This window comes from Hallella mizrahii, assembly GCF_009695775.1.
GTDB classification, from domain to species: domain Bacteria; phylum Bacteroidota; class Bacteroidia; order Bacteroidales; family Bacteroidaceae; genus Prevotella; species Prevotella mizrahii.
Map to the genome: position 1 here is coordinate 16,311 of NZ_VUNG01000043.1, position 15,710 is coordinate 32,020.

The 15,710-nt window shown below is 49.4% G+C and carries 18 protein-coding genes, 1 tRNA gene and 1 pseudogene; 9 read left to right on the top strand and 11 right to left on the bottom strand.

Annotated features, from left to right (window positions below; translation table 11 throughout):
* Positions 1–28: 28 nt before the first annotated feature.
* Entirely contained in the window at positions 29–427 is a 399-nt protein-coding gene (locus FYJ73_RS13110) for an A1S_2505 family phage non-structural protein (protein WP_154535193.1), read from the bottom strand.
* An 838-nt stretch (positions 428–1,265) separates the two neighbouring features.
* On the opposite strand from FYJ73_RS13110, the gene FYJ73_RS13115 reads away from it, so the two are divergent.
* Both FYJ73_RS13115 and FYJ73_RS13120 read left to right on the top strand, forming a co-directional pair.
* A complete protein-coding gene (locus FYJ73_RS13115; RefSeq protein WP_154535178.1) occupies positions 1,266–1,910 on the top strand; it encodes a vWA domain-containing protein in 645 nt (214 codons plus the stop codon).
* A 9-nt stretch (positions 1,911–1,919) separates the two neighbouring features.
* A tRNA-Arg gene (locus FYJ73_RS13120) sits at positions 1,920–1,992 on the top strand.
* A 114-nt stretch (positions 1,993–2,106) separates the two neighbouring features.
* Here FYJ73_RS13120 and FYJ73_RS13125 read toward each other — a convergent pair.
* From FYJ73_RS13125 to FYJ73_RS13135, 3 genes are all read right to left on the bottom strand, one after another.
* Positions 2,107–2,484, bottom strand: a complete 378-nt coding sequence (locus FYJ73_RS13125) for a hypothetical protein (RefSeq protein ID WP_154535179.1) — start codon at positions 2,482–2,484, stop codon at positions 2,107–2,109.
* Positions 2,485–2,572: 88 nt separating this feature from the next.
* Complete coding sequence (locus FYJ73_RS13130) at positions 2,573–3,175, bottom strand: sugar O-acetyltransferase (protein WP_154535180.1); 603 nt, start codon at positions 3,173–3,175, stop codon at positions 2,573–2,575.
* A gap of 200 nt (positions 3,176–3,375) precedes the next feature.
* Positions 3,376–4,653 carry an NAD(P)/FAD-dependent oxidoreductase gene (locus tag FYJ73_RS13135; RefSeq protein WP_154535194.1) on the bottom strand — a complete coding sequence of 426 codons (1,278 nt, stop codon included), beginning with the start codon at positions 4,651–4,653 and terminating at the stop codon, positions 3,376–3,378.
* A gap of 292 nt (positions 4,654–4,945) precedes the next feature.
* Here FYJ73_RS13135 and ric point away from each other — a divergent pair, with 292 nt between their 5' ends.
* The 3 genes from ric to FYJ73_RS13150 all read left to right on the top strand — a co-directional run bounded on the left by ric (position 4,946) and on the right by FYJ73_RS13150 (position 7,810).
* Positions 4,946–5,671, top strand: a complete 726-nt coding sequence (gene ric / locus FYJ73_RS13140; protein ID WP_154535181.1) for an iron-sulfur cluster repair di-iron protein — start codon at positions 4,946–4,948, stop codon at positions 5,669–5,671.
* Positions 5,672–5,777: 106 nt separating this feature from the next.
* Positions 5,778–6,275, top strand: a complete 498-nt coding sequence (fldA, locus tag FYJ73_RS13145; protein ID WP_154535182.1) for a flavodoxin FldA — start codon at positions 5,778–5,780, stop codon at positions 6,273–6,275.
* 5 nt (positions 6,276–6,280) lie between these two features.
* Positions 6,281–7,810 (top strand): DUF438 domain-containing protein, encoded by a 1,530-nt coding sequence (locus FYJ73_RS13150; protein WP_154535183.1) that lies wholly within the window; start codon positions 6,281–6,283, stop codon positions 7,808–7,810.
* Positions 7,811–8,378: 568 nt separating this feature from the next.
* Here FYJ73_RS13150 and FYJ73_RS13160 read toward each other — a convergent pair.
* The 4 genes from FYJ73_RS13160 to FYJ73_RS13175 form a co-directional block, all read right to left on the bottom strand.
* Positions 8,379–8,849 carry a pyridoxamine 5'-phosphate oxidase family protein gene (locus tag FYJ73_RS13160; RefSeq protein ID WP_206081779.1) on the bottom strand — a complete coding sequence of 157 codons (471 nt, stop codon included), beginning with the start codon at positions 8,847–8,849 and terminating at the stop codon, positions 8,379–8,381.
* Positions 8,850–9,122: 273 nt separating this feature from the next.
* Positions 9,123–9,710 (bottom strand): LysE family translocator, encoded by a 588-nt coding sequence (locus FYJ73_RS13165; RefSeq protein WP_154535184.1) that lies wholly within the window; start codon positions 9,708–9,710, stop codon positions 9,123–9,125.
* A 13-nt stretch (positions 9,711–9,723) separates the two neighbouring features.
* Positions 9,724–9,936, bottom strand: a complete 213-nt coding sequence (locus FYJ73_RS13170) for a hypothetical protein (protein WP_154535185.1) — start codon at positions 9,934–9,936, stop codon at positions 9,724–9,726.
* Complete coding sequence (locus FYJ73_RS13175; protein WP_154535186.1) at positions 9,933–11,450, bottom strand: Y-family DNA polymerase; 1,518 nt, start codon at positions 11,448–11,450, stop codon at positions 9,933–9,935. Before FYJ73_RS13175 ends, FYJ73_RS13170 begins: the two co-directional genes overlap by 4 nt.
* 486 nt (positions 11,451–11,936) lie before the next feature.
* On the opposite strand from FYJ73_RS13175, the gene FYJ73_RS13180 reads away from it, so the two are divergent.
* Both FYJ73_RS13180 and FYJ73_RS13185 read left to right on the top strand, forming a co-directional pair.
* A complete protein-coding gene (locus tag FYJ73_RS13180) occupies positions 11,937–12,335 on the top strand; it encodes a BamJ family beta-barrel-assembly machinery protein (RefSeq protein WP_154535187.1) in 399 nt (132 codons plus the stop codon).
* A gap of 18 nt (positions 12,336–12,353) precedes the next feature.
* On the top strand, positions 12,354–13,454 hold the full coding sequence (locus FYJ73_RS13185) for a metallophosphoesterase (RefSeq protein ID WP_154535188.1): 1,101 nt from the start codon (positions 12,354–12,356) through the stop codon (positions 13,452–13,454).
* Between the two features lie 179 nt (positions 13,455–13,633).
* Here FYJ73_RS13185 and FYJ73_RS13190 read toward each other — a convergent pair whose 3' ends face one another.
* From FYJ73_RS13190 to FYJ73_RS16335, 3 genes and pseudogenes are all read right to left on the bottom strand, one after another.
* A complete protein-coding gene (locus FYJ73_RS13190; protein WP_154535189.1) occupies positions 13,634–13,801 on the bottom strand; it encodes a hypothetical protein in 168 nt (55 codons plus the stop codon).
* 14 nt (positions 13,802–13,815) lie between these two features.
* A complete protein-coding gene (locus FYJ73_RS15995) occupies positions 13,816–13,977 on the bottom strand; it encodes a hypothetical protein (protein WP_235899375.1) in 162 nt (53 codons plus the stop codon).
* Positions 13,978–14,124 (bottom strand): annotated as a pseudogene (locus FYJ73_RS16335) (helix-turn-helix domain-containing protein); the annotation flags it as partial.
* A gap of 408 nt (positions 14,125–14,532) precedes the next feature.
* On the opposite strand from FYJ73_RS16335, the gene FYJ73_RS13200 reads away from it, so the two are divergent.
* Complete coding sequence (locus FYJ73_RS13200; RefSeq protein ID WP_154535191.1) at positions 14,533–15,063, top strand: hypothetical protein; 531 nt, start codon at positions 14,533–14,535, stop codon at positions 15,061–15,063.
* 14 nt (positions 15,064–15,077) lie between these two features.
* The gene (locus FYJ73_RS13205; RefSeq protein WP_154535196.1) at positions 15,078–15,218 is read left to right on the top strand and encodes a hypothetical protein; all 141 of its coding nucleotides are present in this window, start codon (positions 15,078–15,080) and stop codon (positions 15,216–15,218) included.
* The last annotated feature ends 492 nt before the right edge of the window (positions 15,219–15,710 follow it).

Genomic DNA, 15,710 nt, shown 5'->3' on the forward strand with positions numbered 1-15,710 from the left:
GTAGCCGGTGAGGGCAGCGAAAAGTCTGTCAGACTAATATTTCCCAAAAGCTCTGCGGCAGATGGATATTCTCCACGCAGATGGCTTTCTCGAATAGCGGGGCGATGTCGTCGGGCGTAAATCCAGCGATGCCACAGCCTATCGGGGTGACGAGGAACGTCTGTTCTGGATGCGCCTTGGCATAGCTGATAAACTTATCCACATAGGGTTGGATGGTCTCCACGCCACCTTGCATGGTGGGGATGGCGTAGCTCTGCCCCTGCGGACCATCGCCGTTGCCGAGGACAGCACCGAAGTAGAGTCGTGCCATGCGTGCGGCACCGCCTCCGTGCATACCGGCGAGGTTGCTGCCGAAGACGAAAATCTCGTTGGGCTTGAGTGAGGTGATGTAGTCGGGTGTGATACGCTTTGAATAATCTTTCTCCATAGTTGGTGGTATTTGGTTTGAAAACGACAGTTGACTTTCCTGGACTGGCTTTATACTGCTTTCTTCATAATAAACATCTGCCATGGAAGACTCGATGGCAGGTGCCACATAGTAATGTTTGAAATAGGGGATGACAACCTCCTCCATCAGCCGGTGGTATTTCTGTGTCACGGCCGAGGGGGTGATGCCCAGCTGCTTGGCCACCTCCTTGCCCTTGAAACCCTCTATCAGCATCATTTGCAGGATGATGGACGAGCGGTGGTCGCGGCCTAACACGTCAGAGCAAATCTCATAGACTGTGTTGCGGAAGTCCTCAGAGAAGTTGTTGTCGGGGACGTCGAAACGCAGGCTGGCCTTCTCCATCCGCTCCTCGAAGCTCTGCAAGCACTGCTCCTTGTTGTAGTCCTTCAGGCGGTCGAGCAGCACGAAGCGGAAGCCATTGATCATCCATGTCTTCAGCGTCATTCCGGGCTTGCGGTCCTCTAATTGGCGGAAGTCGTGTTTGTCAAGGGAGAGGTAATACTCATGGGCAATGCTGTAGAAGTCGAGTCCCATTTTCCACTCCAGCCCATAGTGCTTATTATAGATGTGGTAAGCGATGCGGCAGACGCCGTAGAAATAGTCACGGGTAATCTGCGGATCACGGTTTCGCAATCCTTCGATAATCTCTTCGTCGGACAGTCCGTCAGTCGGTTTCTTATTTTGCTCTTTTCCCATTTTCATGCAAATTTAATAAAAAAAACGATTGGTACTTAATTTTTCAGTGCCTTTATTCTTTTAAAAGATAAACGAGCTCGGAAAATTAAGTTTAAAAACAAAAATAATAAGGAGAAAAGCTATGAAACGAGTATTCAATCTGATTATTGTCGACGAGAGCGGCAGCATGTGTGTCATCGAGAAGAAAGCCCTCATGGGGCTCAACGAGACAATAGAGACCGTGAAGAAGATGCAAGGGCTTCATAAGGACATGGAGCAGCGCGTGACGCTCATCACCTTCGACAGCTCGCACAAGCGTTACATCTTCGACAATGTGCCCGCAAGCGCCACGCACAAACTCACAAACAAGGAGTACCGCCCCGGTGGTGCCACACCGCTCTACGACGCCATCGGCATGGGTATCAGCAAGCTCAACGCCCAGACAACGGCTGACGACCATGTGCTGGTGACCATTATCACCGATGGCGAGGAGAACTGCTCGGAGGAGTATAACCTCAAGATGATCAAGACACTCATCGGAAAACTGAAGAAGTTGAACTGGACTTTCACACTCATCGGCACCGACAACCTCGACGTGGAGGGCATGGCTGGTGCGATGGCGATCGATAATCACTTGGAGTTCAAGGAAGACGAGGCTGGAACGGAAAGAATGTTCGCCCGTGAGCGTCGCTCCCGTGTCCGCTACAACGAGTGCATGGCTTGCAGCGCACCGATGCCAAAGGGAAGTTATTTCGATGAAGACGAAACAAAAAGTAGAAAAAAATAGCTGTCTGATGGTTCCGTAGCTCAATGGATAGAGCGTCTGCCCCCGGAGCAGAAGGTTGCAAGTTCGAGTCTTGCCGGAATCACTGACAGGTTGTGATGATGTCGGACTGTTTGAAATCGAACTGCGTGTCGGTCTTGCCGGAATCACGACAGGTTGTGATCGCTAATGTCACAATATTTTTGGCAGAGACACCGAACTATCTGTGTAGATACTTGTAGATAGTAAGTATCTCGTCGGAATATCGCAACCTCTCCATAGCTGACTGTAGAAGAGTGTTCACTTTGCGCTCGTTGTCAAAGAGTGCGATGAGTTCATCCATGGAATGCCGACGGCGACCGATTCCGAAATACAGGCGCAATAGTTCACGCTCTTCTTCCGGCAGCACTCTGTCAAGCATATCGCCGACTTGTCTGTTCAACTCATTGCGATGGACCAGGGCATCCGCCTGAATCCATGGCCGTTCGTCTATCTCGTCCTGCTTCTCCATAAAGAAGTCTTCCCACAGGTCGTTGGCTTGTGTATACTCGTTCTCCTCATCATAGAGGTAGTTGTCTATCGTCTCGTTATAGCTCATTTACTGGTCATTTCTTCTCAACCACTCCATGATGACACGGGTGATGCATATCTCTTCCTTTACGGTCAGCGGACGGCCTTTCGGTATGTTAGAACAATATTTTGTCTGACGTGATGATGTCTTTATCCGTGATTTTCCTTATCTCTTTGGCCGGGACACCAGCTACGATTGTATTCTCAGGAACGTCGTGAAGGACCACGGCTCCGGCACCTATCACAGCATGATCACCTATCGTTACTCCCCCACAGATGGTAGCATGCGCACCTATCCAAACACTGTTGCCGATCGTTATCGGCTTCGATGTTTCTATGCCTTGATCTCTTTGCTCAGCCACGACAGGATGACCGGTACAAGTGAGGATTACTCCGGGCGCAATGAAGCACATGTCGTCAATCGTTATTGGACTCGTGTCAAGGAAGGTAACTCCAAAGTTGACATAGGCCATACCCAGGAAATGGGTGTTGAATCCAAAGTCGAAGTGAACGCCATGCTGGATCACGACTCGTTCGTAATACGTACCGAGTATCTGCTTGAGCAATTCTTCTTGGCGCTTTGTGTCCGCCGGATTGGTCTGATTATATTCCAATACCAGTTCGTGGGTCTTGTTCTGCCTGTCATGCGGAATATTCATCGCATGGCCTATGAATCCGTCCTTGCTTGTAACAAGCTTCATGATTTCTTCCTGTGTCATAATGTTTACTCTAAAAAAGTTGCTACAAGATTGCGCAGCTTATCGAAATTTCCTCCGCATAACCGACTTTGTTCTTCGGTCAATGTTATCTTACGAGCGTCTTTTTTAAAAGCTCCTTCTGGGCTTTGTCATACTTAGCCTTGAACTTGTCTTTTTGAAGCAGCGAGCGGTGTCGATTATTTGATAACCGGCAGATTCCTTCATTTCTCCCTATTTGACCTTAATATCAGTCGCAGGCTCTGCTTGTAGTTGACATAGTTCCACAGCCAGTTGAGCAGCACGAAGAACTTGTTCTTTACGCCGAGAATCGATCGCAGGTGCACGACAAGCCACAATAGCCAGGCCGTGAGCCCGCCGAACTTCCATCTGCCTATCTCCGCCACGGCAGCCTTACGGCCTATGGTCGCCATGGTGCCAAGATTCTTGTAGACAAAGGGACGCATGTCCTGACCATGCTCTTTCCGAACGATATTCCGCGCCACGTTCTCGGCCTGTTGCAATGCCACTTGGGCTAGCTGTGGGTGACCTTGTGGCCATGCTGCATCACCCTCGATAAGACTTTGGTCGCCAATAGCAAACACGTCGGTCATACCTTTCACACGGTTCATGCGGTCGCAAAGCAATCGCCCCGCATGCCCCACGGCCTCATCCGGTAAGCCTGCTATGGTGTTGGCTTTCACGCCACTCACCCAGATGACATTAGCCGACTCGATGGTCTCGCCATTTTTCATTCTCACGACACGACCGTCATAGTCGGTGACTCGCCAACCTTTGCGCACATGAACACCCTTGCGAACCAGCTCCTTCTCTGCCGTAGCTGACGATTTTTTATCCATCGCCTTGAGCAACCGGTCACCAGAGTTGACGAGATAGATATGCATCCGGTCAGCCAAATCAGGATAGTCGCGCGGTACTACGTATTTCTTCATCTCGGCGAGCGCGCCCGCAATCTCCACGCCGGATGGCCCGCCACCCACGATGACCACATTCATAAATTTCTGCCGTTTGTCAGCGTCTGTCTCCGTTTCCGCCAGCTCCAGATTATGTAGGATATGGTTGCGAAGAGCCATCGCGTCGCTGACAGTCTTCATCGGGATCGCATTGTGTGCAATCTGCTCGTTGCCAAAGAAATTGGTTGTTGCCCCCATGCCCAGCACCAAGTAGTCGTAGTGAATGGTGCCGACAGAAGTTTGAATGGCTTTCTCGTTTTCGTCGATCGACTTCACCTCAGCCATGCGGAAGTAGTAATGGGGATAGCCTTGGAACAGCCGCCGGATAGGAAACGCAATGTTGCTGGGCTCCAGTCCTGCCGAGGCCACCTGGTAGATAAGTGGCGGGAACTGGTTGTAGTTGTTCTTGTCCACCACAACCACCTGAAAACCGGAGTGGCGCAGACTCACGGCCAGTTTCAGTCCGCCCAATCCGCATCCCACGATGACCACTCTTGTGCGTTCTCCTCTTCGGATATTGGCTCTCATCGTCTCACTCCTCAAATCATTCGTTTCATTGTTTGCCATCATTGTCAGCATATTATTGGTTTCTCTTCTAACCTAATTGTCACAAAAGCCGTGCCGTCTTTTTATTATTAATAATGTGGTCACAATTGTTACCGCACGGTCACCTATGTGAACCGCATGGCAGAGCAAAGATCACATTTGTTACCAACGACAGTTGTATTTTCGACATCGTGCCACAATGGTATCACTTTTGCAATTATGTCAGTGAAGTCAAAAAGACAAGTAAACAAATAACAATTAAAGATATACGATTATGAACAGCAAACTGACAAAGGACATGACGGTCGGCTCCATTGTAGCCGAGGATTTCAATCGTGCACAGACACTTGAGCAGATGGGCATCGACTACTGCTGCCACGGCTCGGACACACTGCAGACAGCCTGCGAGAAGAAAGGACTCAACGCCGACGACGTGCTGGCAAAGCTCGACGGGAAAGAGGTTGCTACCGGCGGCGCTCCCGACTTCGCCAACTGGCCACTGGACCTGCTTCTCGACTATGTGCTGAAGAAGCATCACCGCAACTTCCACCTTCACCACGAAGCACTCATGCAACTCGTCAGTAAGGTAGCCAGCGTACATGGTGTCCGTCACCCCGAGCTCTTAGACGTGAGAGATGCTGTAGCCGCTTCGTTTGAGGAACTCGACAGCCACTTCGCCAAGGAGGAGAATATTCTCTTCCCACAGCTCTACGAGATGTATCATGCACAAGAAGAGGGTCGGCCCGCTGCTCCCTGCCATTGCGGAACCATCGCCAACCCCATCAGACAAATGATGCTAGAGCACGATGCCACAGGCGAGATGTGGGAGCATATCACCGAACTGACACACAACTTCGAGACACCGTCCGACGGCTGCGCATCCTATCATCTCATGAACCAGCAGCTCCGGCAGTTCTTCCTCGATCTCAAAGAGCACATCTCTCTGGAGAACAACCTCATCTTCCCGGGATTCCTACAAATGGAGCAACAGGGAGAGTAAGCATACACACACCAAGGGCAGACTTTGGCCTGCCCATAAATTCAAATACAACTACTCATTGAAAGGTGAGTTCATTGCAACAAAAAATTAGAAAGGAATCAGAAATATGAAGAAGACAATCATAGTTTACGGATCCACCACCGGCAATTGCCAGGAGTATGCTGAGAAGATAGCTCAGAAGTTAGGCGTGAGCGATGTGAAGAATGTAGCCGACGTCGATGCCGACACGCTGTCTACGTACGACAATCTGCTGCTTGGAACCTCGACTTGGGGTGCCGGTGAATTGCAGGATGACTGGTACGACGGCGTGGAGATGCTGAAAAGTGCCGATCTCAAGGGCAAGACTATCGCCCTCTTTGGCTGCGGTGATGCCAGCGGATACAGCGACACGTTCTGCGGTGGCATGTCAGCTCTCTACGATGCCGTGAAGGACAGCGGCGCAAAACTCATCGGGCAGGTAGCAGCCGACAACTACACCTATGACGACTCAGAGTCAGTAGTCGACGGTAAGTTTGTAGGCTTAGCTATTGACAGCTCTGAGGACGAGGACGCCATTGACAACCGCATCGAGAGCTGGACAGAAAGTATCAAGAGCGAACTATAGAAGATATGGAAAAGAAGATAGACCTCACACAGACCGTTTACCAGCTTACCCAGGCGTATCCGGAGCTCATCGATATAATGGCTTCGCTCGGGTTCAGCGAGATCACGAAGAAAGCCATCCGGATGTCTGTGGGTAAGCTGATGACGATCAGTCAGGGAGCAGCCATGAGAGGCATCGGCATGGAAGCCGTAGTGAAAGCGTTGGAAGACAATGGATTTACTGTTGTCGGCAATCATACTAAGTCTGATGAACCGTCATCAAAAATACAGGAGGCTCCTGTGACTGACACTACCCAACAGATCAAATCACTGCTCCGGCGTATCAACGAAGGAGAGTCCATGGAGAGCGTACGCGCCGACTTCGTGAGCCAGTTCAAGGATGTACCCGCCAACGACATCATGCGGGCTGAACAGGAACTCATCAGCGAGGGGCAGTCGGTCAATGAGGTAAAGAAGCTGTGTGATGTGCATTCTGCTCTTTTCCACGGCAAGAACAACGATGAAGATGTGTATCCGCATCTGCATCATGGTCTTCACCACGACCAAGAGGCAATGATGGTGGGGCAAGCATCAGAGAACAGAGACAAGACTGCTGAGTTGCGGGCCATTGACGGTCATCCTCTTCAAACCTTCTATCATGAGAACGAAGCCATTGTCGAGGCACTCGGCAATGTGCTGCGGGCTTTGGATGGAGAAGAGGATGTGACAGACGTATTGCGCAAAGCCAGCGGATTGGCTGTGCACTATGCTAAAAAAGGTGACCTCATCTATCCACTGCTCAAAACGAAGCATGGCATCTACGGTCCGTCGCAAGTGATGTGGACCATTGACGACGAAATACGCGCTGAGTTCACTACGCTGTTGAGACAGTCTGCTAAAGAAGACGGACTAAGCGACGACTGGAAAAATCGTGTGAAAGACCTCATCGGGCGGGCACGCGAGATGACGTTTAAGGAGAACCGCATTCTCTTTCCTGTCTGCACAGCAAACTTCACAGACGAAGAGTGGCGGCAAATCTATGTCGACAGCAAGGCTTATCCGGAATGCTTAGGCATAACGATAAAGACTTGGGAAGATGGTGAAGCACTGTTCCGTGAGGAAAAGCAAAGAAACAGTCAACCGGTGACCGACGCAGCGGATGAGTTGCGAGTAGACATGCCGGGTGGTTCACTCACCCTCAGTCAGCTCGCTGCCCTACTAGACACCCTTCCTTTGGAGATAACCTTTGTAGATGCCGAGAACATCAACCGCTATTTCAATCAACCATTCTCCGAAAAGTCGTTCAAGCGCCCCTTGGCAGCTCTTGGTCGCGAGGTGTTCTCATGCCATCCTCCGAAGATAGAACCAATGGTTCGCGCCATCATCGCCGACCTGCGTGCGGGCAAACGCGACAGCGTCTCCGTGTGGATGGAGAAGAACCAGCGCGCTACATTGGTCACCTATCACGCTGTTCGTGATTCACAAGGGCAATATGTAGGAACTATGGAGACTGTACAGGATATGGAAGAAGCAAGAAAACACTTCTCTCAAAAATAGGCGGAGAATCCAAATAGAGGTTCTCCTCATAGCGTCCCATCTGTTCCAATTTCCGGTCACCTGTTATCGGCACTAGTCTAGTACTGAGTTTGCGAACATTGTAGAGAGGGGCATACTTGTCAACTATCGGTGAGGTGAAAGAGATACCTCTCTCGCGACGAATAGTATAATGTGTGGCAGTCTGGCCGCCTATCGGGAAATATCCCTTCATGTCTATACGCTTGCGAGAATAGAATACTTCTTCAAAAAGTTTGTGGGAATGACGCCAAAAGAATACAGAGAGAAGTAAAATAAGAAGGAGAGGTTGCGCCGCATGTCGATGCAGTTACCAGTGCCACTGTTGTCAGCAAAGTGTAAATATTTTAGCATCACACTTCCTCGTACTCAGAAGGCAGAGAAAGAGACAAAACGCGTTGAGGTTGCTCGATATTCATTAGCTGATAACATTACTTCAACTGTGTTCCATCCTTGAAAGCATTGCCCACCCGCTTGCCGATTTCGAGATAGCCTAAGTGGACGGGGTCGAATGACAGCAGATGCATCTACTATATATCTATTCGCTGTTCCATCAGAATTTTATCTCTTTCATTGGAGCTGAGAACGAACAGAACTGCGCAACGCCGTCCGTGATGTAGAGCACAGCCGTATTGTCGTCGTCGGCCGAGTACATACTCTTCAGTTCCGGATTCTTGTCAAGCACATAAGCCTTCGCCTCACGGCTGTCGTCGTTGACAAGCTTCCCGCTGATGCGAATCCACTCCGTTCCGGATGGTTTTACGGCAGTAATCTCGAACTTCGGGTTGGCCATCATCTGCTTGAATACCTTTTTCTTCTTACCCGTTTGGATGTAGAGTTTACCATTAAGCACCTCCGCCACTCCGAACGGACGAACACGGGGTTGATCGCCCTCCTCTGTAGCAATATAAAATATACCACACTCGTGAAGATAGTCGCGAACCTCTTGTACAGCACTTTTCGTCTGTGCATTTACTACCATTGCCGTCATAAGCATGAGAAATAAAAATAGTTTCTTCATCATTTGTTAGTCATTATTGTTATTAGAAGTCATCTATGATTTTTGATTGGTGGTTCCTGCCATTTGTCCTTTTCATCTTCAAACCTCCTCGAATATTTCGTTCATCTCCTTCCGCTTTTTCTCTGCATGTGGGCAGTCGGGGACAATATGGCCGAATTCCTTGAATGTCATAAGCTGATGAGTTATTTATTTCAGCCTCAAAGGTACAACTTTCTATCGACAAGTACGACAATTTGATTGAGAATAATTCTTAATCCTCATAATGATGTTTTTTCGTCAATTCAGCAGTATGTATATTGCGCAGGCAGACAAAAGAATTGCCATGACTGTGTTTGTCTGCTTGGGGTGTCGGTCGTAGAAATCATGCAGTCCGGCACCGGCTAAGAGATAGACGAGATTGGCACCTGGACCGGCTATCTCAAGCAGTGCTGTCATAATCAGCAGGTCGGATAAATTGTTTGAATAGGGCAGCACGAATGTTGTATAAGCCATGAGGTCAAAGATGACGATCTTTGCGTTGGTAAGTTGTACGACCATTCCCGAGAGAAATGTACAAGTATGGTCACTTGTTTGTGCTTCGCCTTTGCTGCGGTAGATTTGCCATGCCAAATAAAGTATGTAGGCGCAACCAACATATTTGAGCCATACCACATATTTATCCATCATCGCTCCGACGAGGTGGGTTACAAAAGCACCTAATGTCGCAGCAATAGTAAAGCCAGTGAGCAGTCCGAACCACATTGTCATCGCCTTCTTCGTTCCATTCTTCATTGAACAATGGAGCGAGAAGAGATTGGCGGGTCCTGGCGTGAAACCCACAAGGACGATTGCCAACAGAAGAGAAGGAAGTAATGTGATGGGCATATCAATATATTTTTTAAATGTCTGACAAAGACTCGTCTTCCACCGGCGTATTCCTCCTCCTCACCTCCGCTTCCTGCTTCTTCCTTGCTTCCTCAATGGCTTTCTCGTAGCCTGTGAGGGCAGCGAAAGGGGAGAACTGGGCGGCGCGGTTGTACATGCTCATCCGGGGATGCCGCTGTGAGGTGTGGTGCGGAAGATTGATGATGTCGTCGTAGTTGTCTGTCATGCTTTGTGTCCTCCTATCTGATTGTTCCGTTCTTTCTGTGTCGCGCCTTCGGCATAGTTCAGTCCGCGCAGCAGGGCATTCTTGCCAAACTCCTTCTTGATCTTCAGTGCCGCCTCCTGCAAGCGCCGCTCCTTGGCAGTCGCCTCGTTCTCGCGTTTCTGTTCCCGTGCTTCCGCCTCATAGTCGGTGAAGAGGTCGAGCTGCACGGGCGTATTCTGTTGTTGCCGCCGTGCCTCGTCCTCACTGATGACGTGGTTGACGGTGATGTTCAGCCGCCGGATAAGCAAGACCGGGTTGACGATGCGGTCGTAGAGCTCGGTGACGGCATGGATGATCTGCTGCGAGGAAGACGTGGGGCGGCCCAATGACAGCGTGCCATGGGCATGTTTCGGCACACTGCGGCCATACCAGTCGGTACTGACCTCCCCGTGATATTGCGCTCGGATAGTGGGATTGGTGAGACTCTCGCGGTCGTAGCCCACCGTGAGGACAATCTGGTCTCCCACGAGATGCTTGTCAACCAGGTCGAGCGACAGCGCGTCCGCCATCTCGCGCGCCACCACTCGGCCTTTCTCCGCCGTATACGCACTTTGCAGCACCTGTCCGCTGCCCAGCGAGTTGGTCTCCGGCCTGTACGCTTTGATATAGTCCATCGTCACTGGTTCCCAGCCCCAGGCGTGGTCGATGATGAGTTCCGCGTTGACGCCGAACATCCGGTAGAGCAGCTCCTCGTTGTCCACCGACATCCTCGCCAACTGTCCCATCGTCTCGATGCCGATGCCGTTGAGCCTTGCCACGATGCCGCGTCCGAAGCGCCAGAAGTCGGTCATCGGCTGATGGTCCCACAACTTCCGGCGGTAGCTCATCTCGTCGAGTTCGGCAATGCGCACTCCGTCCTTGTCGGCCGGGATATGCTTCGCCACCACGTCCATCGCCACCTTGCAGAGGTAGAGGTTCGTGCCAATGCCCGCCGTGGCGGTGATGCCCGTCGTGCGCAGCACATCACGGATCATTGTCATCGCCAGCTCATGCGCCGTCATCTTGTAGGATTGCAGATAGTCGGTCACGTCGGCAAAGATCTCATCGATGGAGTAGACGTGGATGTCCTCCGGCGCGATATATCTGAGGTAGATGCCGTAAATCTTACTGCTCACCCTGATGTACTCCGCCATCCGCGGCGTGGCGGCGATGTAGTCAGCCTCCCAGTCGGGGTGCTCCAGCAGTTCCTTAGCGAGAAATGACTTTCCCGTGAACGGCCTGAAGCCGATGGCCTTGCGCCGCTCATAGTTCACCTCCCGCATCTTCTCCACCACCTCGAAGAGCCGGGCGCGCCCACCCAGTCCGTAGGCCTTCATCGAGGGCGACACCGCCAGGCAGATGGTCTTCTCCGTGCGGCTCACGTCAGCCACGACAAGGTTGGTCGTCAGCGGGTCGAGTCCCCTGGCGACACACTCCACCGAACTGTAGAAGCTCTTCAGGTCGATGGCCACGTAGGTTCTGTTCTTGTCGGTCAATGGTGGATGCGTTATCTATATTTCTTCGCAAAAATACAAAATAAAATTTGATTGGCAGAAACCATAAAGTCTTTTTATAAAAAAAGAAGGCAAAGAATAGGAGGTGAGTTCAACATAGAAGTGCAATCAGTACGGACTGGTCTATACCTCGCGTTCGGAGGAAACAGTGACCGACAAGACGGAGGTGAAGGATATGATTGCCGAGATACAGGAGTTTTATAAGAAGTGAGGAAGGCTTTTAAGCATTCAAAGCAAATTTACTCATAATTCTTCCAATTTATATTGCTGTAAAAAGAAAAAAAGTTGTAACTTTGCCCTGTAAATACTAATAATCGAACTCGTGTTAAAACTAATAGCCGTGCATCGGTTAATACTAACATTAGTTCACAAGTGAAATCCAATGAAATTTGTAGGTGATTATACTAATCTAACAAATAATATATCTTTGTGAAGGTAAGAAAGTAAAAAAGAGAAGATACAAGCATTATGGCCAAACGCGAATACATCATTTCCAACCGCAAGTGGTTGGAGGACAAAGCCAAGGAGGAGGGCGTGAAAGCCCTTCCCAAAGGCATCTATTATAAAGTGTTGAAGGAGGGTAACCCTAACGGGGCACAGCCTCAGAAACGGAGCATTGTTACCGTCCACTACACCGGCTGGACCATCGACGGCAAGAAGTTCGATAGCAGTCGTGGTGGCACGCCGATTGCCATGCGACTGAGCGACCTCATAGACGGTTGGATCATTGCCCTGCAACAGATGCACGTCGGCGATGAGTGGGAGCTATACATCCCTGCAGAGATGGGCTACGGCAAGTTCTCTCAGCCTGGCATCCCCGGCGGTTCCACACTCATCTTCGACATTGAGCTGATAGGAGTGGCGTAACATAATAGGAGGGAACCTATGAAATTCGCATTCCTGATATTCCTTCTCCTGCCTATCGCCGGTCAGACTTATGTGGCGTGGCGCACGTGGCAGCTGCTGCCTGACATCATGCCCTTACGCATGGCCGTCGTAGGACTGATGGCATTGGCTTTTGTGACCTTCTTTGTCGCCATGTCTGGGGTTATCGACCGTTGGCCGATGCCCTTAGCGACCCTCACCTACGAGGTGGGGACATCGTGGCTGATGATCCTGCTCTATCTCTTTCTTGTCTTCGTCTGTCTCGACGTGCTGCGTCTCTGCCATGTAGTTCCTTCTGCAGCTCTGCATAGTAACGGATGGCTGTCAGGAGGTATAGCCGTGGCACTGACCGTTTTGTTCGCCCTCGCTTACTTCCATTACAACGACAAGAAGCGGGTGGAAATGATGGTGACGACGAAGAAGAATATGAAGAAAGACGTGAAGCTCGTCCTTGTCAGCGACCTCCATTTGGGTTATCACAACACGCGTGCCGACCTTCACCGATGGCTCACGCTGCTGAAGGCAGAGCATCCCGATGCAATCCTCATTGGCGGTGATCTCATCGACGGCAGTTACCGTCCGGTAGCACAAGAACACATGGCTGAGGAGTTCCGCAACTTGGACATTCCTGTCATCGCCTGCTTAGGCAATCATGATTACTATACGGGACTCAATGCTGACTTGCAGTTCTGCCGCGACGCCGGCATCATGGTGCTGCGTGACAAGGCTATATTCTTGGATGGGATTGGCAACATCACTGTCATCGGCCGCGACGACCGCACCAACCGCCAGCGCAAGTCGCTCTCTGAAGTTATGCGTGGGGTCGACAAGTCTCGTTTTCTTATAGAACTCGACCATCAGCCCTATCATTTGGAAGAGGCAGAAAACAATGGTGTGGATTTCGAGTTTGCCGGACACACCCATCATGGACAGGTGTGGCCCATCAGTTGGATAACGGATGCCATCTACGAGGATGCCTTCGGTCCGCTGCGAAAAGGACAAACCAACTATTACGTGAGCTCCGGACTGGGTATCTGGGGTGCCAAGTTCCGCATCGGCACACAGTCGGAATACCTTGTGCTGACCATCAGACAACAGTAACCGTCAAGCGGCTGCTACGTTGTAAATACGCAAACTGACTTTGCTTTTACTCACTACAGGTACTCACTCTGACATTTTTGGAAAGAAAAAGCGATAATACGCATCCACAAGGGTTCCGTGTCATGGAGTGGGGAGACCATCCAATTACGCTTGGAGGTTACAGGGCAACTTCGTCAGAACTATCTCGTCAGCAGGGGCATCCATCCGTCATCCCACACTGCCATAAACGAAAATTGTGCCTCAGTTTGGAACTGAGCTTCTTTGACGTCTTTGTCGTAATTTTCCTCGAACATGGCAAACTGTTCGAGTTCCATTCTACGGAATCTATACTTTATTTGATTTTCCATTTTGTTCTATCCAATTATGCTGCATCACTGGCTACAGCAAATGCATCTTGGTTAATCTTACTTTCCCGATATTTTACGCTTTTCACAGCACTATCCGGGAATCTGACAATAGGATCCAAAATTACAGACTTGACGATAGCATAAGGCTTAGTCACAGAAATGATATTTTTTCCCATAGTCTTTTGAATCTTGCTAATCGTCTCGAGGGTAAGGTTCTCACCGCCTTTGAGCAATTTCCCCGCGTATACAGGCGAGACTCCCATCTTTTCGGCAAAGAGTCTCTGTGAAATCATTCTCCATATCATCACTGTCCATGATACCATTCTAATGGTACTGTTTCATCAAGTTTGAACATCAACGCTTGAAAATATACATTGTTCATCAATAGCCATTTTTAGTAAGGAATGCAAAAGAGAGAACGTCATTGGGCAAATAATTCATCGCAAATCGACTGTATATTCTTTCGTTTTTCACATTTTTTATAATTTTATTTAGCAACAATGGTACTAAAAGGCTGTTGGTGGTATTTAAAAATTTTATTGTCTCAAAAATAAACTTTTACTTTGCACCCGAATTTGAGCTACGTTAATGTTATGATCTCGCTACGTTTCAGTGAAGACCACCGTGGTTTGTCTGACTTTGGTTCTTAATGAACTCGAAGGTAATCTTACAACTTAAGGCGATTGACTAACGACGTATAATTTTAATAAATAAACTAATTAAAAACAGAAATGAACGAAGAAAGACATGAAGAGATCATGAATGCGATCTCTAACCTGTCAGCTCAGTTCTCCGAATTGCTGAGAGAGTTTAAGAAGAGAGGAGAGCTGCTGCATGAGGCTGATGATGTAACCTTGTCGACTAATGACTTGATTGATGTGTTGGGCGTATCCAAGGCAACGCTGAACCGTCTGCGTCAGAGAAGGACGATTCCCTTCCGATACATTTCGGCCAATCAAGTGGTTTATCCTTACAGAGAGCTTGTCAGAGAAATCATGATGGGTCGCATCACTTTCAAGGGACTCTCAAAAATGGACGCTCTACAGCGATTGCAGGCCTTCCGGGAGACGATTTCTTTGCATTGCATCACTCCCAATACCCCTGGTAACCAAGTCGTAGACCAGGACCTCGGACTGCACATTTCAATGGCTGACCCAAACCTCAAGAGTGAAGTGAAAGCGGTGCCCTTCAGAAAGCCACAACCATCCGGCACAGAAACGGCAAAGATTTCTACTGCGAGCAAGAATGGGAAGCGCACATAGAATCTGACTGGTTGATGACATGGAAACAAAACAACCAAGAACTGACTTTGCTTTTACTCACTACTGGTACTCACTCTGACATTTTTGGAAAGAAAAAGCGACAATACGCATCCACAAGGGTTCCGTGTCATGGAGTGGGGAGACCATTCTATTAAGCCCGGAAGTTACAGAGCAACTTCGTCAGAACTATCTCGTCAGCAGGGGTATCCATCCGTCATCCCACACTGCCATAAACAAAAATTCCCTGCCGCAGAGCATAGTGCATTCATGCACTACATAATAGTATCTAAATAGGAAATCTGCGAGATCCGCGAGATCTGCGTGAGAATATATCCCTGCTGAGCTTTTCTTTCCCACGCTGATTACGCTGATTCCGCAGATCTCAAGTGCATTCATGCACTACATAATAGCATCTGAACAGAAAATCTGCGAAATCTGCGATATCTGCGTGAGAATATATCCCAGCTAAGCTTTTCTTTTCCACGCAGATTACGCAGATTCCGCAGATCTCAAGTGCATTGTAAGCGTATCGGTATTCACGTATTGCCACAAAAAAACTGATCAAGAGAGGAGGCTTGCCCAGTTTTGTTAGTCTTTTGTGGAAGGTTGCCAACGGTCTGGCAATAGGTTTCTATAATTCTCCAATG